Source organism: Streptomyces sp. NPDC059785 (assembly GCF_042732375.1).
Classification (GTDB): domain Bacteria; phylum Actinomycetota; class Actinomycetes; order Streptomycetales; family Streptomycetaceae; genus Streptomyces.
The window spans coordinates 35,179-56,386 of record NZ_JBHWHV010000058.1 but is presented as its reverse complement, the minus strand read 5'-3'; the positions used below and the strand labels follow the sequence as shown (position 1 = coordinate 56,386).

Annotated in this window: 19 protein-coding genes and 1 riboswitch; of the genes, 5 read left to right on the top strand and 14 right to left on the bottom strand. The window is 72.6% G+C overall.

Features of this window, described 5'->3' with window-relative positions:
- Positions 1-252 precede the first annotated feature (252 nt).
- Positions 253-1,536, top strand: coding sequence for a glycoside hydrolase family 18 protein (locus tag ACFV6E_RS33630; RefSeq protein ID WP_385466899.1), 1,284 nt, complete (start codon positions 253-255; stop codon positions 1,534-1,536).
- A gap of 217 nt (positions 1,537-1,753) precedes the next feature.
- On the opposite strand, the gene ACFV6E_RS33625 is transcribed toward ACFV6E_RS33630, so the two are convergent.
- Both ACFV6E_RS33625 and ACFV6E_RS33620 read right to left on the bottom strand, forming a co-directional pair.
- Positions 1,754-2,407, bottom strand: a complete 654-nt coding sequence (locus ACFV6E_RS33625; RefSeq protein ID WP_385176703.1) for a TetR/AcrR family transcriptional regulator — start codon at positions 2,405-2,407, stop codon at positions 1,754-1,756.
- Between the two features lie 135 nt (positions 2,408-2,542).
- Positions 2,543-2,683: an SCO1431 family membrane protein gene (locus tag ACFV6E_RS33620; RefSeq protein ID WP_385176695.1), complete on the bottom strand. Its 141-nt coding sequence runs from the start codon at positions 2,681-2,683 to the stop codon at positions 2,543-2,545.
- Between the two features lie 231 nt (positions 2,684-2,914).
- Between ACFV6E_RS33620 and ACFV6E_RS33615 the strand changes: the two genes are divergently transcribed.
- Complete coding sequence (locus ACFV6E_RS33615) at positions 2,915-4,408, top strand: M1 family metallopeptidase (RefSeq protein WP_385466896.1); 1,494 nt, start codon at positions 2,915-2,917, stop codon at positions 4,406-4,408.
- Between the two features lie 52 nt (positions 4,409-4,460).
- Here the strand turns inward: ACFV6E_RS33615 and ACFV6E_RS33610 are convergent, their stop codons facing one another.
- A complete protein-coding gene (locus ACFV6E_RS33610; protein ID WP_385466893.1) occupies positions 4,461-5,837 on the bottom strand; it encodes a peptidase C39 family protein in 1,377 nt (458 codons plus the stop codon).
- A gap of 939 nt (positions 5,838-6,776) precedes the next feature.
- Here ACFV6E_RS33610 and ACFV6E_RS33605 point away from each other — a divergent pair.
- Positions 6,777-7,421, top strand: a complete 645-nt coding sequence (locus tag ACFV6E_RS33605; protein ID WP_385466905.1) for a uridine kinase — start codon at positions 6,777-6,779, stop codon at positions 7,419-7,421.
- Positions 7,422-7,855: 434 nt separating this feature from the next.
- Positions 7,856-9,718, top strand: coding sequence for an AAA family ATPase (locus ACFV6E_RS33600; RefSeq protein WP_385466890.1), 1,863 nt, complete (start codon positions 7,856-7,858; stop codon positions 9,716-9,718).
- 204 nt (positions 9,719-9,922) lie between these two features.
- On the opposite strand, the gene ACFV6E_RS33595 is transcribed toward ACFV6E_RS33600, so the two are convergent.
- From ACFV6E_RS33595 to ACFV6E_RS33550, 10 genes are all read right to left on the bottom strand, one after another.
- Positions 9,923-11,017 (bottom strand): hemolysin family protein, encoded by a 1,095-nt coding sequence (locus tag ACFV6E_RS33595; protein ID WP_385174507.1) that lies wholly within the window; start codon positions 11,015-11,017, stop codon positions 9,923-9,925.
- A complete protein-coding gene (locus ACFV6E_RS33590) occupies positions 11,014-12,348 on the bottom strand; it encodes a hemolysin family protein (RefSeq protein WP_385174510.1) in 1,335 nt (444 codons plus the stop codon). Before ACFV6E_RS33590 ends, ACFV6E_RS33595 begins: the two co-directional genes overlap by 4 nt.
- Before the next feature lie 249 nt (positions 12,349-12,597).
- Positions 12,598-13,050 (bottom strand): PH domain-containing protein, encoded by a 453-nt coding sequence (locus tag ACFV6E_RS33585; protein ID WP_385174513.1) that lies wholly within the window; start codon positions 13,048-13,050, stop codon positions 12,598-12,600.
- A 29-nt stretch (positions 13,051-13,079) separates the two neighbouring features.
- Positions 13,080-13,928, bottom strand: a complete 849-nt coding sequence (gene hisG, locus ACFV6E_RS33580) for an ATP phosphoribosyltransferase (protein WP_385466887.1) — start codon at positions 13,926-13,928, stop codon at positions 13,080-13,082.
- A 50-nt stretch (positions 13,929-13,978) separates the two neighbouring features.
- Positions 13,979-14,251 carry a phosphoribosyl-ATP diphosphatase gene (locus tag ACFV6E_RS33575; RefSeq protein WP_385174519.1) on the bottom strand — a complete coding sequence of 91 codons (273 nt, stop codon included), beginning with the start codon at positions 14,249-14,251 and terminating at the stop codon, positions 13,979-13,981.
- A gap of 33 nt (positions 14,252-14,284) precedes the next feature.
- Entirely contained in the window at positions 14,285-14,770 is a 486-nt protein-coding gene (gene ribH / locus ACFV6E_RS33570) for a 6,7-dimethyl-8-ribityllumazine synthase (RefSeq protein WP_385174522.1), read from the bottom strand.
- A gap of 38 nt (positions 14,771-14,808) precedes the next feature.
- A complete protein-coding gene (locus ACFV6E_RS33565; protein WP_385174525.1) occupies positions 14,809-16,107 on the bottom strand; it encodes a bifunctional 3,4-dihydroxy-2-butanone-4-phosphate synthase/GTP cyclohydrolase II in 1,299 nt (432 codons plus the stop codon).
- On the bottom strand, positions 16,104-16,748 hold the full coding sequence (locus tag ACFV6E_RS33560; RefSeq protein ID WP_385174528.1) for a nicotinamide riboside transporter PnuC: 645 nt from the start codon (positions 16,746-16,748) through the stop codon (positions 16,104-16,106). Before ACFV6E_RS33560 ends, ACFV6E_RS33565 begins: the two co-directional genes overlap by 4 nt.
- On the bottom strand, positions 16,745-17,380 hold the full coding sequence (locus ACFV6E_RS33555) for a riboflavin synthase (RefSeq protein WP_385174531.1): 636 nt from the start codon (positions 17,378-17,380) through the stop codon (positions 16,745-16,747). Before ACFV6E_RS33555 ends, ACFV6E_RS33560 begins: the two co-directional genes overlap by 4 nt.
- A 150-nt stretch (positions 17,381-17,530) precedes the next feature.
- Positions 17,531-17,661: riboswitch (FMN riboswitch) on the bottom strand.
- Positions 17,662-18,046: 385 nt separating this feature from the next.
- Positions 18,047-19,270, bottom strand: coding sequence for an ROK family transcriptional regulator (locus ACFV6E_RS33550; protein ID WP_385174533.1), 1,224 nt, complete (start codon positions 19,268-19,270; stop codon positions 18,047-18,049).
- Positions 19,271-19,412: 142 nt separating this feature from the next.
- Between ACFV6E_RS33550 and ACFV6E_RS33545 the strand changes: the two genes are divergently transcribed.
- Positions 19,413-20,627: an MFS transporter gene (locus ACFV6E_RS33545; protein ID WP_385174536.1), complete on the top strand. Its 1,215-nt coding sequence runs from the start codon at positions 19,413-19,415 to the stop codon at positions 20,625-20,627.
- Here the strand turns inward: ACFV6E_RS33545 and ACFV6E_RS33540 are convergent.
- Positions 20,587-21,048 carry an acyl-CoA thioesterase gene (locus tag ACFV6E_RS33540; RefSeq protein WP_385174539.1) on the bottom strand — a complete coding sequence of 154 codons (462 nt, stop codon included), beginning with the start codon at positions 21,046-21,048 and terminating at the stop codon, positions 20,587-20,589. The two genes, ACFV6E_RS33545 and ACFV6E_RS33540, sit on opposite strands and share 41 nt — an antisense overlap.
- Positions 21,049-21,208: the final 160 nt, after the last annotated feature.

Sequence of the window (21,208 nt, the reverse complement as noted above, 5' to 3'; positions counted from 1 at the left end):
TGTGGCGCTGTGAGTATGCCCGATCGGCGGCACCGAGTCACCAGTTAACGACCGCTTACTAAAAGATAGGGAAATTGGTCCGAACCATTGACGCTGTGGTCTAGTCCTCCCTACTGTTCCCTGCGACGCCTCACCGCGTTCATGCCAAGCACGGCAAGGGGTGAGGACCGTCGCCCCCTGGTGCCCCCACGCACCTCCGGCAGGTCCACGCAGCACACCCCCACCCGTTCCCCTCCCCCACGAGGAGACAGGATGCTCGTACCGCACCGCCCGCGCCCCGAGTCCGCCCGGACCGGCCGCACCCGTCTCAAGGCCCTTGTGGCGACCGCGTGTTGCGCCGTTCTCGGCGCCGGACTGCTGGCCGGCGCGAGCGCCGCAGGCGCCGCGGAGCCGGCCGCCGCCCAGGCCGCCTCGCAGACCACCGCCGCCGCGGCGGGTTCGAAGGTCGTCGGCTACTTCACCGAATGGGGTGTCTACGACCGGAACTACCACGTCAAGAACATCGAGACCTCCGGCTCGGCCAACAAGCTGACGCACATCAACTACTCGTTCGGCAACGTCACCGGCGGCAAGTGCGCCATGGGCGACAGCTACGCGGCCACGGACAAGGCGTACACCGCCGACCAGTCCGTCGACGGCGTCGCCGACACCTGGGACCAGGACCTGCGCGGCAACTTCAACCAGCTGCGCAAGCTCAAGAAGCTGCATCCCGATCTGAAGGTGCTGTGGTCCTTCGGCGGCTGGACCTGGTCCGGCGGGTTCACCGACGCCGCCAAGGACCCGGCCGCGTTCGCCCAGTCCTGCTACGACCTGGTCGAGAACTCCAAGTGGGCCGACGTCTTCGACGGCATCGACATCGACTGGGAGTACCCGGGCGCCTGCGGTCTGACCTGCGACACCAGCGAGCCCGCCGCGTACAAGAACCTGATGGCGGCGCTGCGTTCGAAGTTCGGCAGCGGCGCGCTGGTCACCTCCGCGATCGCGGCCGACGCCACCGACGGCGGCAAGCTCGACGCGGCCGACTACGCGGGCGCCGCGCAGTACGTCGACTGGTACAACCCGATGACGTACGACTTCTTCGGGGCCTGGGACGCGCAGGGGCCGACCGCCCCGCACTCGCCCCTGACCTCCTACGACGGGATACCAAAGGCGGACTACTACACCTCCGCCACCATCGCGAAGCTCAAGGGCCTGGGCATCCCGGCCTCGAAGCTGCTGCTCGGCATCGGCTTCTACGGGCGCGGCTGGACCGGTGTCACGCAGGACGCGCCCGGCGGCACGGCCACCGGTCCCGCGGCGGGCACGTACGAGCAGGGCATCGACGACTACAAGGTGCTCAAGACCAAGTGCCCGGCGACCGGCACCGTCGCCGGCACGGCGTACGCCAAGTGCGGCAGCGACTGGTGGAGTTACGACACCCCGGCCACCATCGCGGGCAAGATGAGCTACAAGGACGAGCAGGGCCTGGGCGGCACCTTCCTCTGGGAACTGAGCGGTGACACCTCGGACGGCGAGCTGATCAAGGCCGTCGACTAGTGCCCCAACAGGCAACGTTCGCCCCGTCGCGACGCCCGGCACGCACTCTCGCCGCACCGGGCACAAACCCAAGTACGTCCAGTACGAGGGCTTGCGCCCGGCACGCCGAGAGCACGCACCGAACGCCGCTCCTTGACGGGCAAACGTTGCCTGCCGGGGCACTGGCCCTTGCGGACAGGCGGTCGAGGGGCGGGGCCGGACGGCTCCCGCCCCTTCGTCATACGGCCGGGCGGGCCGCCTCGGGGGCCGCGTACGCGGGGTCCAGCTCCTCGATGGTGCGCAGGGCGCCGCCCAGCATCTTGGCGAGCAACTGCCGCATGGTGTCCCGGGGCAGGTCCCGGCGGCCGATCCAGTCGAGGGTCGCGCCCTCGACGCTGCACAGCCAGGCCAGCAGCGCCGTCCGCGGCAGCGGTCCGATCCGGCTGTGCCCGTAGGCCCCCTCGGCGATCGTGGCGATGATCGCCTCGCGCACGCCGTCCCTTATCGCCAGCACCTCGGCGTCGAAGCCGACACCGCCGCTGATGATCGTGCGGTACGCGGCCTGGTGCTGCTCGGCGTAGCGGAGATAGCCGTCGATGGTGCGGTGCACCCGGTCCTTGGGCGATAGGTCGACGCCGCCGGCGGCGCGGGAGATCAGTTCGTCGACCGAGTCCTCGACGATGGCCAGGTAGTAGCCGCGCTTGGACTGGAAGTAGTAGTAGATCAGGCCCTTGGCGACCTGGGCGTGCCGGGCGATGTCGTCCATCGACAGCGCGTCGTAGGACCGGTCGGCGAACAACTTCTTGCCGACGGCGATGAGTTCGGCGCGGCGGGCCGCCGAGCGATCGGTGCCGCGCGGCCGCGGGCGGTCGACGCCGTGCTGTTGACTCATACGCAAACTCGGCCCCGGTCTCCGACGCTGCCGACGAAAAAACATCCGCAGTATGGCAGACCCGCGTCACCGGCCGGCCAGGCGTCCGCTCCCCCGCTTTCGGGGGCGTCCGCTCCCCCGCTCACGGGCCCCGGTTCAGAGCAGGCCGAGCTGGGTGACGAGCATCGCCAGGACCACGACGAGCGTCCAGCCGAGGACGTGCTCGAGGATCTTCGGTCCGTCGTCCTGCGGGCCGCCGGTACGGGCACGTGCGGCGGAGGCGGTGGTCGCGGTCATGGGCTTCTCGCTGACGTAGGCGTGCTGGTGCGGTGGCCCCCCGCCTGCTGCCGGCTCCCCACCGACCCGACCACCTTGCCACCGGAAGCCGCCCTACCGGTAGAGAGCTGGGTCACGCCCACACTTCGACCAGGTTCAAAACCCCGGGAATACGGCCGGAATTCCACAACGATCCCCAGGGGCTGTGCGTCTCATCACACAGCAGTTGGTCAGCCAACGGAAAGGTTCCCGATGAGCACGTGCCGGACGTCCCGCCGCACCGCCCGCCTCGCTCTGGCGGCGGCGATCACCGTGGCGGCCGCCCTGACGGGTCCGGTCCCGCAGGCCGCTTCCGCTCCGTCCGCCGTCCGCACCGAGGCGCCGTCCCCCGGCGCGGCCGGGCTCGGCGACCCGGTCTTCCCGCTCGACGGCAACGGCGGTTACCGGGTCAGCCGCTACACCCTGGACTTCGACTGGCAGGCGCCGCGGACGCCCTTCGCGGCGTCCACGACGGTCAGAGCGGTCGCGACGCAGGCCCTGTCACGCTTCGACCTGGACTTCGCGGGCAACACCCTGGGCGCCGTGACGGTGAACGGGAAGCCCGCCGCCGCCGTCCGCGACGGCGACGAACTGGTCGTCACCCCGGCGAAGGCCCTCGCCAAGGGCAAGCCCTTCACCGTCGTGGTCCACTACACCGCCGACCCGACCCAGATACGCCACCGCGACGACGCCATCGAAGACTACGGCTGGATACCCACGCCCGACGGCACCGTGCTGTACCCGCAGCCCAACGGCGCAAAAATGATCTTCCCGTCGAACGACCACCCGAGCCGGCGGGCACCGATCACCTTCCACATCACCACGCCGCCGGGCCTGAGCGCCGCCGCCAACGGCAAGCTCACCGGCCGCACCGAACGGCCCGACGGGCGGGTGACCTGGACCTACGACTCGGAGCAGCCGGTCGCCGCGCAGCTCGCCCAGCTCGCGATCGGCAGGTTCACCTTCGACGAGCACACCGGGCCCGGCGGCCTGCCGATCCGCGACGTGGTGCCGGACGACCTGGTGGCGCCGACCGACCGGTACCGCGCGCTGACCGACGACCACCTCGCCTGGCTCGAGGACAGGCTCGGCCCGTACCCGTTCCATCGGTACGGCGTCCTGGTCGGCGACACCGATCTGGGCGTGGCCCTGGAGACCCAGACCCTGTCCCTGGTGCCGAAGGCCGACCTGCTCGGCGACCGGGTCACCGCCGAACGGAACCTGGTGCACGAGCTGGTCCACCAGTGGACCGGCGACAGCGTCGGCATCGAGGGCTGGTCCGACCTGTGGCTGAGCGAGGGCCACGCGCGGTTCTGGGAACGGCAGTACTCCGAGGAGCACGGCGGGGACAGCTTCGAGGCCGCGATGAAGACGGCGTACGAAGCCCACGACCAGTGGCGGCACGACTACGGCGCCCCGGCCGAGCCCACCGAGCCGAACCTGTTCAAGCGGATGCGCTACGACGGCTCGGCGCTCGTGCTGTACGCGCTGCGCGAGAAGGTCGGCGCGGAGACCTTCGGAAAGATCGAGCGGGCCTGGACCGCCACCTACCGCGGCCGGACGGCGAGCACCCAGGACTTCGTCGATCTCGCGTCCAAGGTGGCGGGCGAGGACCTGGACGGCTTCCTGCACCCGTGGCTGTACGGCGCGAAGACACCGCCGATGCCGAACCACCCGGACTGGGTGGTCACGCCGGTCACCGGCTGACCGCGCGGGCGGCCCTCCACGGGGGTGGGGGCCGCCCGCCGGCAGCCGGGCCTCAGCAGGCGATGCCGACGGCCGCGAGCGCCCTGCGCTGGCGGGCCGTCGGACGCGCCGGGAAGTACAGGTAGCAGACGCCGCCGGTGCCGGAGACGACGTTGCCGGAGGCGTTGTACCGCTTGGTGCGGAGCCAGATGTTCTCCCACTCGCGCCGCTGGTAGACGCGGCGCACCGCGGCGTCGCTCGGGGACGCCGGGTCGTTGGCGATCACATCTCCGCCGTCCGTGAACCCGATGACGGTCATGAGGTGCCCGGCGGTCCCGTACCCCGCCCCGGTCAGCTCGGTCTTCAGGAACGACTGCGACGTTATGGCCGGAATCCCCGCGTCGACCAGCCTCTCCAGGTCGGAGAGCGAGCCGAGCCGGGTCACCACCCCTTGCAGGTCCTGGTACGTCGCGGCGTACGCGGCGTTGAACGGCCAGTTCCCGCAGCCCGCGTACTGGTAGTCGTAGGTGGAGCGGGCCGCGTGGCACACCTGCGGGTCCGCGTAGGAGGGGTCCACCCAGGAGAGCTGCTCGGCGGTGGGCCTGCGGCCCCAGTACTCGATGATCATCTGCGAGGAGGTGGGGCTGCACCACGCCTCGCCGCCGTTGTCGTACTCGGGGTACTGGCCCGCGTGGATCTCCTGCGAGTAGCGCGGGACGTCCAGTTCGCGGGCGGGGCCGGGTGTGGAGGCGGGGACGGTGAAGCGGTCGGGGACGTCGGAGCCCATCACGCCGAGCCGCCAGACGGTGGGGGTGAGCGTGGTGCCGGGCCTGCGGTACAGCGTCAGCCGCAGCAGGCAGGCGGCCAGGCGCAGCCCGGAGGCGGGGTCGTCCACGGCGAAGGTGTCGGTCCAGACGCTGCTGCGGCCGTCGCGCTGGTCGTCGACCGAGGTGCGCCGGATGTCTTCGTCGCCGGCCGCCCAGCGGCCCATCACGTACCACGGCGTCTGCGTGCCGTCGGAGTAGGTGCCCCGCAGCTCGATCTGGAGCCAGGTGCCGGCCGGTGTGTGCGCGTTCCAGGAGGCGATGGCCTCGGTGGCGGGGACGGCGAGCCGGTGGACGGGGGAGGTCCAGGTCGCGTACTCCCAGGCCGCGGTCTGCTGCGTGTGCGGGTCGGTGTAGTCGGTGGTGCCGGCCGGGGTGTCGAGCACCAGGCCGGGGCGGACGCCCGGGACGGCACGGGTGCCCTGGGCGGTGCCGCCGCGCCAGTCGGCGTACGAGGTCCATGCGTGGTTGCCGACGAGGCCGTTCGCCTGCGCCGGGCGGGCCGGGGCGGCGGTCGCCGGTCCCGCGGCCGGGACGGTACCCGCGGCCGCCGTGGCGACGGCCGCGGCGAGGACGGTTCTGCGGGAGGGTCGGAGCGGTAGGGACGGTGCCGAGGCTCTGGTCATGGGTGGGTGACCCCCAGGTGTCCGGAAGGGGCGGTTCAGAAGCAGGGTTGGCTCACACTATGGATGCCCCGAACCGGCTTCTGCCAGCACTTCGACGCTCGCGGCGCCCACGAATATTGGTCGGGACCACTGGCATGACCTGCGGTGTCCGCGCACGGGACGGGAGGCGTCCGGCGGGCGCGCCACGGGCCCGGCGACACGGGGACGCCGCCCGCCGGGACCGGACGCCGCCGGAACGGCCCGCCGGGCGACGGACCGCGTCGGACCGCGACGGGCGAGGCCGGTCGCGGCGACCTCGGCGGAGCGGCTGGGCGGCGGAGCGGCTGGGCGGCGGAGCGGCTGGGCGGCTGGGCGGCTGGGCGGCTGGGCGGCGCCGAACGGTCGACGGTCGGGGCGACGTTCCCGGACGGCCGGGGCAGCGCCAACCCGGCCGACAAACCGGTCGACGTTCCCGGACGGCCGGGGCGGCGCCAACCCGGCCGACAGACCGGTCGACGGTCCCGGACGGCCGGGACAGCGCCAACCGGCCCGACGATCCGGGCGACGGTCCCCGGACAGCCAGGGCAGCACCAACCCGGCCTACAGTCCGGACAACGCTCCGCGGACGGCCGGGACAGCGGCAACCGGTCGACGGTCCGGGCGAGGTTCCCGGACGACCGGGACAGCGCCAACCGGCCCGACGATCCGGGGGACGGGCCCCGGACAGCCAGGGCAGCACCAACCCGGCCTACAGTCCGGACAACGCTCCGCGGACGGCCGGGACAGCGGCAACCGGCCGACGGTCCGGGCGAGGTTCCCGGACGGCCGGGACAGCGCCAACCGGCCCGACGATCCGGGCGACGGTCCCGGGACGGCCGGGGCGTGGTCCGGACCGTACACTTCCGGGGCCGCCGCCCGTACATTTCGGGCACCGTCGTCGACACCCCTCCAGGACGCGCCATCCACACTCCCCCAGGAACCTCCGCCCACGATCTCGCCGCCCGGCTGCGGCGGCTGCCGCCGTCCTGCGGCTCCGTGCGCCTGATCGGCGTCGACGGGCACGCGGGCTCGGGCAAGACGACCTTCGCCGGCCGGCTGGCGGCGGCGCTCGGCGACGCCCCCGTGCTGCACCTCGACGACATCGCCAGCCACGAGGAGCTCTTCTCCTGGACGGACCGGCTGCTGCGCGAGGTGATCGAACCGCTGCGCCGGGGCGAGCCGGCCCGCTACCTCCCCTACGACTGGCGGACCCGCCGCTTCGGCCCGGCCAGGACCCTGCCCTGCGCGCCGGTCGTCCTGATCGAGGGCGTCGGCGCGGGACGCCGCGCGGTGCGCCCGTTCCTGGCGGAGCTGCTGTGGATGGAGCTGGGGCGCGAGGACGCCTGGGCGCGCGGGCGGGAACGGGACGGTGAGGCGCAACGCGACTTCTGGGGCGGGTGGGTCGCGGCGGAACACAGGCATTTCACCGAGGATCCCTCGCGACCGTTCGCCGATCGCTTGGTACGGGAGTGCCGCAAGGGATATGAGGTGCTTACTGGGCCTCGTGGGACTCCTGGACCGGACCAGTTCGTGACGCACCGTGACGGACCGTCCGCTGTGTGCTGAACTTGTGAAGACCCTTGCGCGCGAAGTTGTCCCAGTGCCTCAACTCGGCTTGACCGGGGGGCCGTACAGGTCTTACGTTCTCAATGTGCGGTCCCTCGGGGCCGCCCCGCAGACGCGAAGCCCCCGGTTGTTCCCCCGTGACCGGGGGCTTCGTTCTGCGCTTGCCTCTCATTTCGGACGCTCCGAGCCGCCGTCCGCTCACGTTCGGTGACCGTCCGGCCTTCGCCCGTTCCGTGCCCATCGCGCGCAACGGGCTGTGCGGCACCCTTCGGTGGACACCCGCTGCGCAGGTACGATGCCTCTCGGTGCGCCCTTCGGACGGCTGCTCTGCGCACCGGCGCAACTCCCGTCCGCGGCACAGCGGTTCGACGAAGGCTGCCGACCAGCACCGGCCCGGCGGCACACCAGCGGGGGCACGGTTTGTGGGGGACGTGATGGACTTCGGCACGCAGGGCCCCGAGGCCCCGGCCGACCTCGCCTGGCTGCGAGGTGTGGACGCCTACACCATGGGGGCCTATCCGCAGGCGGAGGAGGAGTTCCGCGCCGCGGTACGGATGGATCCGGGCATGGCGGACGGCTGGCTGGGCCTGCACGCGCTGCGGGTGGACACGACCACGGCCCTGCTCCGCATGTTCCGCCACCGCGAGCGCTTCGGCGAACAGCGCTCCCGCCACCGCCGCACGCTCAACTCCTGGTACTGGCTCGGCTGGTGGGTCCAGCCGGTCCTGGAGAGCCCGCGCGATCTGCTGCTCGCCCACGCCTCGCACTGGCTCGACGGCCGCCACGTACCGGAGCTGGACCGGGCCCTGGCGGGGCTGCCACCCGTGGACACCGACCCTCAGGTGCGCTTCCTGCACGCGTGCCGCGCCTATCTGGTCAAGGACTGGGAGCAACTGGTCCGGCACACCGATCCGTTGACCGACGACGCCATGCTCGGCATCGAGGCCGGACTCTTCGGCGGCATGGCCCGGGTGCGCCTGGAGATGTACGGGCAGGCCGAGCCGCTGCTCTCGTCCGCGCTGATGCGCTGCCGCAGCGAGCAGCCGCAGCGCAAGGAGCTGCGGTACTGGCTGGCGCGGGCGCACGAGGGCACCGGACGCTCGGCGGCGGCGCTGCCGCTGTACCGCGCGGTGCACCGGGTGGACCCGGCGTTCATGGACACCTCCGCCCGGCTCGCCGCCATCGCCGAGGGCGACGGGTACGACGACGCGGCCGACTTCGCGGCGATCGCGCTCACCGGGGTCGGCCAGGACATGATGGAGGGCCCCGACGGCATCGATCCGCTCTTCGGCGCCGAGGGACGGGAGCTGAAGCTCTCCGAGCCCGACCTGACCCCGTCCGGCGGGCTGCCGTCCGCCGCGGACGCGGTGCGGGAGAAGACCGTGCTGCCGGTGCAGTCGCCGCCGACCGGGCCCACCGACCCGGCTTTACTGGAGGAGGCGCTCGCCGAACTGGAGGGCATGGTCGGGCTCGAACCGGTGAAACGGCAGGTCAAGGCGCTCTCCGCACAGCTCAACATGGCGCGTCTGCGGGCCGGCCAGGGCCTGCCGGTGCAGCCGCCCAAGCGCCACTTCGTCTTCTCCGGCCCCTCGGGCACCGGCAAGACCACCGTGGCCCGCATCCTGGGCCGGGTCTTCTACGCGCTCGGGCTGCTCGGCGGCGACCATCTGGTGGAGGCCCAGCGCGCCGACCTGGTGGGCGAGTACCTGGGCCAGACGGCGGTCAAGGCCAACGAGCTGATCGACTCCGCCATCGGCGGCGTCCTCTTCGTGGACGAGGCCTACTCGCTGTCCAACTCCGGCTACGGCAAGGGCGACGCCTACGGCGACGAGGCGCTGCAAGTGCTGCTCAAGCGCGCCGAGGACAACCGCGACCACCTGGTCGTCATCCTGGCTGGCTACCCCGAGGGCATGGACCGGCTGCTGGCCGCCAACCCGGGCCTGTCCTCCCGCTTCACCACGCGCGTCGACTTCCCCTCGTACCGCCCGCTGGAGCTGACCTCCATCGGCGAGGTGCTGGCCGCCGAGAACGGCGACGTCTGGGACGAAGAGGCTTTGGACGAGCTGCGCTCCATCAGCGGCCACGTGGTCGACCAGGGCTGGATCGACGAGCTGGGAAACGGCCGGTTCCTGCGCACCCTGTACGAGAAGAGCTGCGCCTACCGCGACCTGCGGCTCTCGGGCTACCCCGGCACCCCGTCCCGGGACGACCTGTCCACCCTGCGCCTGCCGGACCTGATGCAGGCGTACGGGGAGGTCCTGTCCGGGCGCGGACCGCAGGATCCGTCGGCGCTCTGACCGACGGCCGAGAACCGCGGGACCCGTCAGCGCTCCGACCGACGGCCGAGAACCGCGGGACCCGTCAGCGCTCCGACCGACGGCCGAGAACCGCGGGACCCGTCAGCGCTCTGACCGACGGCCGAGAACCGCGGGACCCGTCAGCGGCTGTGCGGACCGGGAGCGGGTCAGCGGATGGGACATCCGCCGACCCGCAGCGCACGGTCAGCTCGCCAGCGCCTCCTCCGGCGTCGCCGGGGCCGCGCTGATCCGCGGCTCCGAGACCCGTACGGGCCGCGCGTCCCGGTGGGCGGGGTCGCGGACCTCGCCGACCAGCAGCTCCAGGACGTCCTCCAGGGCGACCAGGCCGAGCACCCTGCCCGAGGCGTCGGCGACCTGGGCCAGATGGGTCGCGGCCCGGCGCATCACCGTCAGGGCGTCATCGAGGGGCAGCTCGGCCCGCAGGGTCGTCATGGGCCGCCACAGCTGCTGCGGGACCGCCCGGTCCGACTCCTCCAGATCGAGTACGTCCTTGACGTGCAGATAGCCCATGAAGGCGCCGGTCTCCGCGGCCACCGGGAACCGCGAGTAGCCGGTGCGGGCGGTCAGCTCGACGATCCGGCCGGGGGTGACCGACGGGTCGACGGTCACCAGCGAGGCGCGGTCGAGGAGCACGTCGGTGACCGGGTGAGAGCCCAGTTCGAGCGCGTCCTCCAGGCGCTCCTGCTCCTCGGGGTCGAGCAGGCCCGCCTGGCCCGAGTCCTCGACCAGGCGGTTGAGCTGCTCGCTGGTGAAGACGGCCTCCACCTCGTCCCTGGGCTCGACGCCGAACAGCTTCAGGATCACCCGGGCGCAGGCGCCGAGGGCGACCGTGACCGGGCGGCACAGGCGCGCGAAGGCGACCAGGCCGGGGCTGAGCCACAGCGCGGTCTTCTCGGGCGCGGCCATCGCCAGGTTCTTCGGGACCATCTCGCCGATGACGAGGTGGAGGAAGACGACGACGGCCAGCGCGATGATGTAGCCGAGGGGGTGGATCATGCCCTCGGGCAGCCGGACCGCCTCGAAGACCGGCTCCAGCAGATGGGCGACGGTGGGCTCGGCGACCGCGCCCAGCGTCAGCGAGCAGACCGTGATGCCGAACTGGGCGGCGGCCATCATCTGCGGCAGCCGCTCCAGGCCGTACAGCACCTGCCGGGAGCGGGCCGTGCCGAGCGGTTCGATCTGGCTGCGGCGGACCGAGACCAGAGCGAACTCGGCGCCGACGAAGAAGCCGTTGGCCAGCACGAGCAGGGCGGCGAAGAGGAGCTGGAGGAGAGTCATCGGACCGCCTCCGCCACGGCGGGTACGTCCGCCAGCCTGACCACCCGGACCCGCTCGGCCCGGTAGTGCCCGACCTGGCGCACGGTCAGCCGCCAGCCGGGCAGCTCGGCCCGGTCCCCCGGCGCCGGGATCCGGCCGAGCAGATCGGCGACGAGTCCGGCGACCGTCTCGTACGGGCCCTCGGGCGCCTCCAGGCCGATGCGGCGCAGGGCGTCGACACGGCAGCTGCCGTCGGCGTCCCAGGCGGGCCGCCCGTCCTCGGGCGGTGCGGCCGCGAGCTCGGGCAGGTCCTGCCCGTCGTGCTCGTCACGCACCTCGCCGACGATCTCCTCGACGATGTCCTCCAGGGTGACCACGCCTGCCGTGCCGCCGTACTCGTCGACGACGACGGCGATCGGCTGCTGGCTGCGCAGCTGCTCCAGAAGCGGCTGCACGGGCAGGGTCTCCGGCACGAGCAGCGGGGTCTGGGCGATCCGGCCGACGGGGGTGCGCAGCCGGTCGTGCGCGGGCACCGCGAGGGCGTCCTTGAGGTGGACCATGCCCACGATCTCGTCGATCCGCTCCCGGTAGACGGGGAAGCGGGACAGGCCGGTGGCCCGGGTCAGGTTCACCACGTCCTCGGCGGTGGCCGAGGACTGGAGCGCGCTGACCTTCACCCGGGGGGTCATGACGTGCTGTGCGGTCAGCTCGCCGAGGGAGAGCGTCCGTACGAAAAGGTCGGCCGTGTCCTGCTCCAGGGCACCGGCCTGGGCGGAGTGCCGCGCCAGGGAGACCAGCTCGCCGGGGGTGCGCGCGGAGGCCAGCTCCTCGGCGGGCTCGACGCCCAGGGTGCGCACGAGCCGGTTGGCCACCGTGTTCAGCGCGGCGATCACCGGGCGGAAGAGCCGGGCGAAGACGTGCTGGGGGCCGGCGACGAAGCGCGCGACCTGGAGCGGCCGGGAGACCGCCCAGTTCTTCGGGACCAGCTCGCCGATCACCATCTGGACGGCCGAGGCGAGCAGCATGCCGACCACGACGGCCACCCCGGAGACCGCGCCCTCGGGGATGCCGAGCGCGGTGAACGGGCCGTGCAGCAGATCGGCGAGCGCGGGCTCGGCGAGCATGCCGACGACCAGCGAGGTGATGGTGATGCCGAGCTGGGTGCCGGAGAGCTGGAAGGACAGTTCCCGCAGGGAGTTCACGACCGTACGGGCACGGCGGTCGCCCTGGGCGGCGGCCTGCTCGGCGTCGGGGCGCTCGACCGTGACGAGGCCGAATTCCGCCGCGACGAAGAAGCCGTTGGCGAGGATCAACAGGAACGCCGCCGCGAGAAGCAGCAGGGAGATGGTCATGCCGCCGCCTCGGCAGAACCGGAGGGGGCGGCGCAGGTACTACAGGACGATCCGTCCATCGCTGGAGGGAGTCACTCCTCGGGTAGCAGGAGCCCCTGGCACCGGTCGGCACTCAGAGGCGGAGACGCAACGAGAACGTCTGCCGTCACCAGATTAATCAAGACAGGGGCCAGGGCGGCAGGGGAGAATCCCCTGAGCCGTCCCTGATTGTCTGTGAAACCGCTTACGCGCCGTTGCCTGTGAATCCGCTTACGCGTCTTTGGCAGGACCCTCGGCCGAGCGGGCCTCGACGAGGGCGCGCAGCGCGCGGGCGTCGTCGATGGCGCGCCGCTTGGCGATGCCGGGCTGGATGCCGAGGGCGGCCAGGCTGGTGCCGTCGCTCAGGTCGAGGAAGACCCAGGGGTCGCCGGGGCGCAGGTTGACCCGCAGCACCTCGGCCCAGTCGAGGCGCCGCGTAGTGGCGATGTTGACGACGGTGATCCCGCTCTCCGCCGCGACGACCTTGGGCCGGGCGAGCAGCACGAGCACGGCGAAGAGCAGCGCCGCGGTGAAGACGAAGCTGGTGCGCTCCGCCGGGCTGAGCTGCTCGAGGAGGAGCGCCACCGCCGTGATGACCACGAAGATGACGAGGCCCGCGGTGAGCAGCACGGCCCGGGTGCGGGCCGGCCGGAAGGTGACGGGGAGCGCGGGGAGGTCCGACATGGTGGGTGTCCTGGTGTCCTGTGTCCCGGTCAGAGGCGGCAGGCGTGGATGGCGGTGGTCAGGATGGCCCGCGCGCCCAGCTCGTACAGGTCGTCCATGATCCGCTGGGCCTCCTTGGTGGGGACCATCGCGCGGACGGCGACCCAGCCCTCGTTGTGCAGCGGCGAGATGGTCGGCGACTCCAGGCCCGGGGTGAGGGCGACGGCCCGCTCCAGGTGCTCGGCGCGGCAGTCGTAGTCCATCATCACGTACGTCCGGGCGACCAGGACGCCCTGGAGGCGGCGCAGGAACTGCTGGACCTTGGGCTCCTCGGTCCCGGCGCCGACCCGGCGCACGACCACGGCCTCGGACTTCATGATCGGCTCGCCGAAGACCTCCAGGCCCGCGTTGCGCAGCGAGGTGCCGGTCTCCACGACGTCCGCGATGACCTCGGCGACGCCCAGCTCGATGGCGGTCTCCACGGCTCCGTCCAGGTGGACGACGGAGGCGTCGACGCCCTGGTCGGCGAGGTGCTTGTCGACGATGCCCTCGTAGGAGGTGGCGACGGTCCGGCCCGCGAGGTCTTTAATGCCCTCGGCCGTGCCGGGCTTGGCGGCGAAGCGGAAGGTGGACCGGGCGAAGCCGAGCGGCAGGATCTCCTCGGCGCTGGCCCCGGAGTCGATCAGCAGGTCACGTCCGGTGATGCCGATGTCGAGCCGCCCGGAGGACACGTAGATGGCGATGTCCCGGGGGCGCAGGTAGAAGAACTCGACCTCGTTGACCGGGTCGACGATGCGCAGTTCCTTGGACTCCCGGCGCTGCTGGTAGCCGGCCTCATGCAGCATCTCCGCCGCAGGGCCTGACAGGGAACCCTTGTTGGGGACGGCGATGCGCAGCATGAGGTCGGCTTCCTTCGTTCGCTGGGGAGGGTGGGATCAGGAGCGGTGGCTCAGAGGTGGGCGTAGACGTCGTCGAGGGTGATGCCGCGGGCGACCATCATCACCTGGACGTGGTAGAGCAGCTGCGAGATCTCCTCGGCGGCGGCTTCCTTGCCCTCGTACTCGGCGGCCATCCAGACTTCGGCGGCCTCTTCGACGACCTTCTTGCCGATGGCATGGACCCCCTTGCCGACCAGTTCTGCGGTGCGGGAGGTGGCCGGGTCGCCGTCGGCGGCCTTGTGCTGGAGCTCGGTGAAGAGCTCCTCGAAAGTCTTCTTGGACATGGTGTGCCTAGCCTACGCGCAACGGCCGGTGCCTCAGCGCCAGGGTTCGGATACCGACCGCAGTGTGGCCGCGGTCGCCACGGCGGCGGTGACCGCTTCGTGGCCCTTGTCCTCGCGGGAGCCCTCGATGCCCGCACGGTCGAGGGCCTGCTCCTCGGTGTCGCAGGTCAGCACGCCGAAGCCGACGGGGACGCCGGTCTCGACGGAGACCTGGGTGAGGCCCTGGGTGACGCCCTGGCAGACGTAGTCGAAGTGCGGGGTGCCGCCGCGGATCACCACGCCGAGCGCGACGATCGCGTCGTAGCCGCGGCCCGCGAGGACCTTGGCGACGACCGGGAGCTCGAAGCTGCCGGGCACCCGCAGCAGGGTCGGCTCGTCGATCCCCAGCTCGCCGAGGGCGCGCAGGGCGCCGTCCACGAGGCCGTCCATCACTTTCTCGTGCCACTGTGCCGCGATCACCGCGACCCGCAGGTCGCCGCAGTTGCGTACGGACAGTTCGGGTGCACCCTTGCCGCTCACGTCTCTCCTCGTGCTCTGTTCTACGTCGCTGAGTGGTTCTACTGATTGCCGCAGGCGGACACGGGGGCCGTGTCCAGCCAGGGCAGGTCGTGCCCCATGCGGTCGCGCTTGGTCCGCAGGTAGCGCAGGTTGTGCTCGCCCGCCTGCACGGGCATCGGCTCCCGGCTGTTGACCTCGATGCCGTGCCGCAGGAGCGCGTCGCTCTTCTCGGGGTTGTTGGTCATCAGCCGGACGCTGCGCACGCCGAGGTCGGCCAGGATCCGGGCGCCGGCCGCGTAGTCCCGGGCGTCGGCGGGCAGGCCCAGTTCCAGGTTGGCGTCGAGGGTGTCCCGGCCGCGCTCCTGGAGTTCGTACGCGCGGAGCTTGGAGAGCAGGCCGATGCCTCGGCCCTCGTGTCCGCGCAGGTAGACGACGATGCCGCGGCCCTCGTCACGGATGGCGCGCAGCGACGTCTGGAGCTGGGGGCCGCAGTCGCAGCGCAGGGAGTGCAGGACGTCCCCGGTGAGGCATTCGGAGTGCACACGGACCAGGACGTCCGTGCCGTCGCCGAGGTCGCCGTGTACCAGGGCGACGTGCTCCACGCCGTCGACGGTGGAGCGGTAGCCGTAGGCCGTGAACTCGCCGAACTCGGTGGGGAGCTGCACGGCGGCCTCGCGGCGGACGGTGGGCTCGGCGGTCCTGCGGTAGGCGATCAGGTCCTCGATGGAGATGATCGACAGGCCGTGCCTGCGGGCGAACGGGATCAGCTCGGGCAGCCGCAGCATCCGGCCGTCCTCGCCGGCGATCTCGACGATCGCGCCGGCCGGGCGCAGTCCGGCGAGGCGGGCCAGGTCGACGGCGGCCTCGGTGTGGCCGTTGCGGACCAGGACGCCGCCCGGCTTGGCGCGCAGCGGGAAGATGTGGCCGGGCCGGACGAAGTCGCCGGCCGCCGCCCGGCCGCCGGCCAGGAGCTGGAGGGTGGCGGCCCGGTCGGCCGCCGAGATGCCGGTGGTCACGCCGTGCGCGGCGCTCGCGTCGACGGAGACGGTGAAGGCCGTCCGCATGGACTCGGTGTTGTTCTCGACCATCTGCGGGAGCCGGAGCCGGTCCAGCTCGTCGCCCTCCATGGGCGCGCAGATCAGGCCGCGGCACTCGCTCATCATGAAGGCGACGATCTCGGGGGTCGCCTTCTCGGCGGCGAGGACGAGGTCGCCCTCGTTCTCGCGGTCCTCGTCGTCGACGACCACGACGGGGCGGCCCGCCGCGATGTCGGCGATCGCCTGCTCGACGGGGTCGAGGGCCAGGTCGGAGGTGTCCTGCTCGTGCCCAGTGCTGTACCAGACCGGTGCCGTGGTCATGCCGGGGCTCCTTCCAGGGTGGGGCGGGGGGTCCGGCGGGAGCGCTGCCACCAGTCGCGCATGCCCCACAGGACGAGCGCGCCGTAGACGACGTAGACGAAGCCGGAGAAGGCGAAGCCGTTGGCGAAGTTGAGCGGGACACCCACCAGGTCGACCAGCAGCCAGGCGAACCAGAACTCGACCATGCCGCGCGCCTGCGCGTACATGGCGACGATCGTGCCGACGAACACGTACGCGTCCGGCCAGGGGTCCCAGGACAGCGTCGGGTAGGCGGTGAACAGGCCGCCGACGGCCAGGGTGCCCACGAGGGCGCCGCCCGCGAGGTACGCGCGCTCGCGCCAGGTGGCGAACCGTACGGCGATGGAGCCGTCCTGGGCGCTGCGGGCGCCGCGGGTCCACTGGTACCAGCCCCAGACGGCGACGACGATCACCACGAGCTGCTTCCCGGCGCTGCCGGAGAGGTGGGCCGTGGCGAAGGCGCCGAGCAGGATGAGGCCGGACAGCAGCTGGGCCGGCCAGGTCCATATCGAGCGGCGCCAGCCGAGCGCGAGGGCGATCAGACCCATCGTGTTGCCGACCATGTCGGACCACTTGATGTGCTGCCCGAAGAGCGCGAAGGCCTCGGAGTTGAGCCAGTTCACTGTGCGTCCCCCCGGGTGCCGGGCAGCCCGGCCGGCTGCTCCGCGCGGGTGCCGAGCAACCGCTCGACGTACTTGGCGATGACGTCCACCTCGAGGTTGACCGGGTCGCCGGGCTGCTTCAGGCCCAGGGTGGTCAGCGCGAGGGTGGTCGGGATGAGGCTGACGGTGAAGTGGTCGGGGCCGACGTCGACCACGGTGAGGCTGATGCCGTCGACCGTGACGGAGCCCTTCTCGACCACGTAGCGGGCGAGGTCCACGGGCAGCGAGATCTTCACGATCTCCCAGTGCTCGGACGGCTTGCGCTCGATGACCGCGCCCGTGCCGTCGACGTGGCCCTGCACGATGTGGCCGCCGAGGCGCGCGCCCACCGCGGTGGGGCGTTCGAGGTTGACGCGGGAGCCGGTGGCCAGGACGCCGAGGCTGGAGCGGTTGAGCGTCTCGGCCATGACATCGGCGGTGAACTCGTCGCCCTCCAGGTCCACGACCGTCAGGCACACGCCGTTGACGGCGATGGAGTCTCCGTGGCGGGCGCCTTCGGTGACTGCGGGGCCGCGCAGCCGGAAGCGACAGGCGTCGCCGAGATTCTCGACAGCGGTGACTTCGCCCAGCTCTTCGACGATTCCGGTGAACACTTCCCGGGTCCTCCTGCCTCTTCGGGCACGGACTCCGGGGCCTGTCGATGACGACAGAGTGAGCGGACTGCGACACCGGGGGCTACGCCGGACGGGGGAACTGTCCACACGGAACAGACCCACTGCGGCGGCGTGCTCGATGCCCGCCCGCCGCGCACTGCCTCCCATCCGGACTTTAACCGTCGGTCCAGGAATTTCACCTGGTCAACCGGCCACTGGATGCGGCCGGGTCGCGGACTGTAACCGCCGGTTCGGAATTTCACCGACCCCGGAGTGCGCTGCTTCTGGTACAGGGCCAGTGTGCCACGCCCGATCGGCAGGAGGGGAGGGGGGACCTGTGGGCTGGCTCACAGGACGCCGTACGGGGTCCGTGCCCGGGGGCCGCTCGCCCAACTGCCGTCCGGCACAGCGCCCTTGGCCTGCGCCGGGCGCACGCCCGAGGGCAGGTCCGTACCTATTGACGTCGTGGTCTAGTCCTTTTAGGGTCGGCGATCACTGTCCGGCAGCGCCCGACCCCACCAGCGGCCCGGCGGCGGTGACGACGGCCCTTGCCCCGCCGCCGGGTCTTTCTCCCCGGGCCCGCGGAACGGTCCCCGGCCAGTCGCCGGACCGGTCACCGGCCGGTCACCGGAACGGTCCCCGGTCAGTCACCGCAACGGTCCCCGGTCAGATGCCCGGCGCGAACAGCTCGTCCTGGGCGCCGTCGCGCGCCGTCAGCAGGGCGCCCCTGAGCACCGCGCCGCCGCCGAGTCCGCTCGCCCGCACCTCGGTCGGCAGCGGCGACATCCGCGCGAGGCGCCGGGCGACCCGGGACGCCAGCACCTCTCCCCCGGCCCGGCCGAGCTCACCGCCGAGCACCACGCACCCGGGGTCGAGCACCGCGATGACGGACGCGGCACCGATGGCGAGCCGGTCCGCCAGGACGTCGAGGAAACCGTCGTACGCGGAGCCGGGACCGCCGGGGACGACCGCGCCCGCCTCGTCGTCGCCCCGGAGTGCCGCCACCGCCGTCCGGACCAGCGCCGCCGCCGGGAGTTCGTGGGGCGCCGGCCGCGCCTCGACGCCGTGCTCGGCCGCGAGGCGGGCGACGGCCGCGCCGCACGCGAGGGAGTGGAAGCCGCCCTCGCAGTCCGTCGCCGACGGCAGGGCGGGCGGGCCCGGGACCGGCAGGAAGCCGATCTCGCCCGTGCCGCCGGAGGAGCCGCGGCGCAGGGTGCCGTCGAGGACGACGGCGGCGCCCGTGCCGTGGCCGAGCCAGAGCAGCACGAAGGTGTCGCGGTCGCGGGCGGCGCCCTCGCGCTGTTCGGCGAGGGCGGCGAGGTTGGTCTCGTTCTCCAGCAGGACGCGGGCGCCGGTGCGCGCGTGGAGGGCCGCGGCCAGCCGGCGGTGCCACTCGGGCAGCCCCGAGGAGTCGCGCAGCTCCCCGGTCACCGGGTCGATGAGGCCGGGCGCCCCGACGCCCACCGTGTGGAGCCGGTCCGCACCCGCCTCCCCGGCCGTGCGCTGGACGAGGGCGACCGCCTGCTCGACGGCGCCCGCCGTCTGGGCGTCGCCCGCGATCGGGACCGAGGCCCGGGCGAGCTCGGCCCCGAGCAGGTCCGTCACGACGACGGTGACCCCCTCGGTACGGACGTCCAGCGCGGCCAGCTGCGCGCGGTCGGCGACGATGCCGTACAGCCGGGCGTTCGGGCCGCGGCGCTGCTCCCCCGACTCCCCCACCACCGTGATCAGGCCGCCGGCCGCGAGGCGTTCCACCAGGTCGGCGACCGTGGGCCGGGACAACCCGGTGAGCTGCTTCAACTGCCCCGCGGTCAGTGGGCCCTGCTGTTGCAGCAGCCGCAGGGCGAGCCGGTCGTTGATGGCCCGTGCGGTGCGCGGGGATGCTGGCATGCCGGGATCCTTCCAGATCACCGGGGTACGGCGCCGCGCTCCCCGGGGCCCTGTGCCGTCTATTTATCAGGCAGGGTTCCTGATAATTTACGGCGGCCTACTCCGGCCAGCGGGGAGGCAGGGCCGGGAGGGCGGCGACACCATGGCGGAAGTGGCACTCGACAGAGCCGGGCTGCGGCGGGCGCGGTACGCCGTGTCGGCCGTCTTCGCGGTGCACGGCGCGGTCACCGGCTCCTTCGCCACCCGCGTGCCGTGGATCCAGGAGCACGCCTCGGTCAGCGCGGGCCAGCTCGGCATCGCGCTCGCCTTCCCGGCGATCGGCGCCTCCGTCGCGATGCCGCTCGCCAGCCGCATCACCCACACCTTCGGCAGCCGTACGGCACTGCGCGGGCTGCTCGCGATGTGGACCCTCTCCCTGACCCTGCCGTCCCTGGCCCCGAACCTGCCCACGCTCTGCCTGGCGCTCTTCACGTACGGCGCCTCGGCCGGAATGGCGGACGTGGTGATGAACGCGCTGGGCGTCGAGGTCGAGAACCGGCTCAACAAGTCGATCATGTCGGGGCTGCACGGCATGTGGAGCGCGGGCACGCTGACCGGTTCGGCGGCCGGCACCCTGGCCGCGCACCTGGGCGCGGACGCGCGGCTGCACCACGCGCTGGCGGCCGCGGTGCTGACCGCGGCCGGTCTGGTCGCCTGTCGGTGGGTGCTCGACCTGGGCCCCGCCGAGGGCGAGGAACCGCCGCCGCACTTCGCGCTGCCGCCCGTGTCGGCGCTGCTGATCGGCGCGGTCGGGTTCTGCGCGGTGTTCGCCGAGGGCGCGAGCCTGGACTGGTCTGCGGTCTACCTGCGGGACCGGCTCGCGGCCTCGGCGGGGCTGGCCGCCGCGTGCACCACCGGGTTCACGCTCACCATGGCGATCGCCCGGTTCGCGGGCGACCGGCTCGTGGACCGCTTCGGCGCCGTACGGACCGTACGGGCGGGCGGCCTCGCGGCGACGCTCGGCGGGCTGCTCGTGGTTCTCGCCCGGCATCCCGCCCCGGCGATGGCCGGCTTCGCGCTGATGGGCCTCGGCATCGCGATCGTCGTACCGCTGGCGTTCGCGGCGGCGGGCCGCAGCGGCCCGAACCCCAGCCAGGCCATCGCGGGCGTCGCCACCATCACCTACACCTCGGGCCTCGTGGCCCCGAGCGCGATCGGCACGCTGGCCCAGGCGACCAGCCTGATGGTCTCGTTCGGCCTGGTCACCTTCCTGGCCTGCGGCCTCGTCATGTTCGCCGGGGTGCTGCGCGCGGGCGACCGCAGGCCCGCCGCCGAGGTCACCGCGCCGGACGCAGCAGTTCCCGGCCCACGGCCCTGAACCGCTCGCTCCACGGCACCGGCCGCAGCGTCCCGGCGTCGAGCCTGACAAGGACCCGGCTGCCCCCGGCGTACGTCACCGTGCCGTCGGCGGAGCAGAAGCGGAAGCCGTAGGTCAGGCCGGTGGTGCCGAGCCGCTCCAGCCAGAGGTGCACGGCGTACTCCCCCGGCCGGTTCACCGGCGCGTCGTAGCTGATCCGCAGCTCCTTGACCGCGTTGCAGAAGTCGCCCGCCGCCGCCCAGTCACCCGCGAAGCCGAAGCCGTGCTCCTGCCACAGCGCGGTCCAGGCGCGCTCGACCATGACCGGGTAGCGGGCGTTGTGCAGCAGTCCGAGCGCGTCCAGGTCGTCGAAGTGGACGGTGACGGGGACGAGCCGCCCGTACGCGGGGGCGGGGACGGCGGGCGATGCGGTGACGGTCACGGGCGGGGCTCCTGGCTGCGGGGCGAAGCGTTGGTTCGCCTTTATCCTAAGCAACCGCTCAGCAGCGGCTGACCTGGGTGTTCGCCCGGCCCCTGCGGAGAGAGCCGGGGGAACGCCTCGGACAGCGGCTCACAGACACACCGCACTACCATGACGCTGA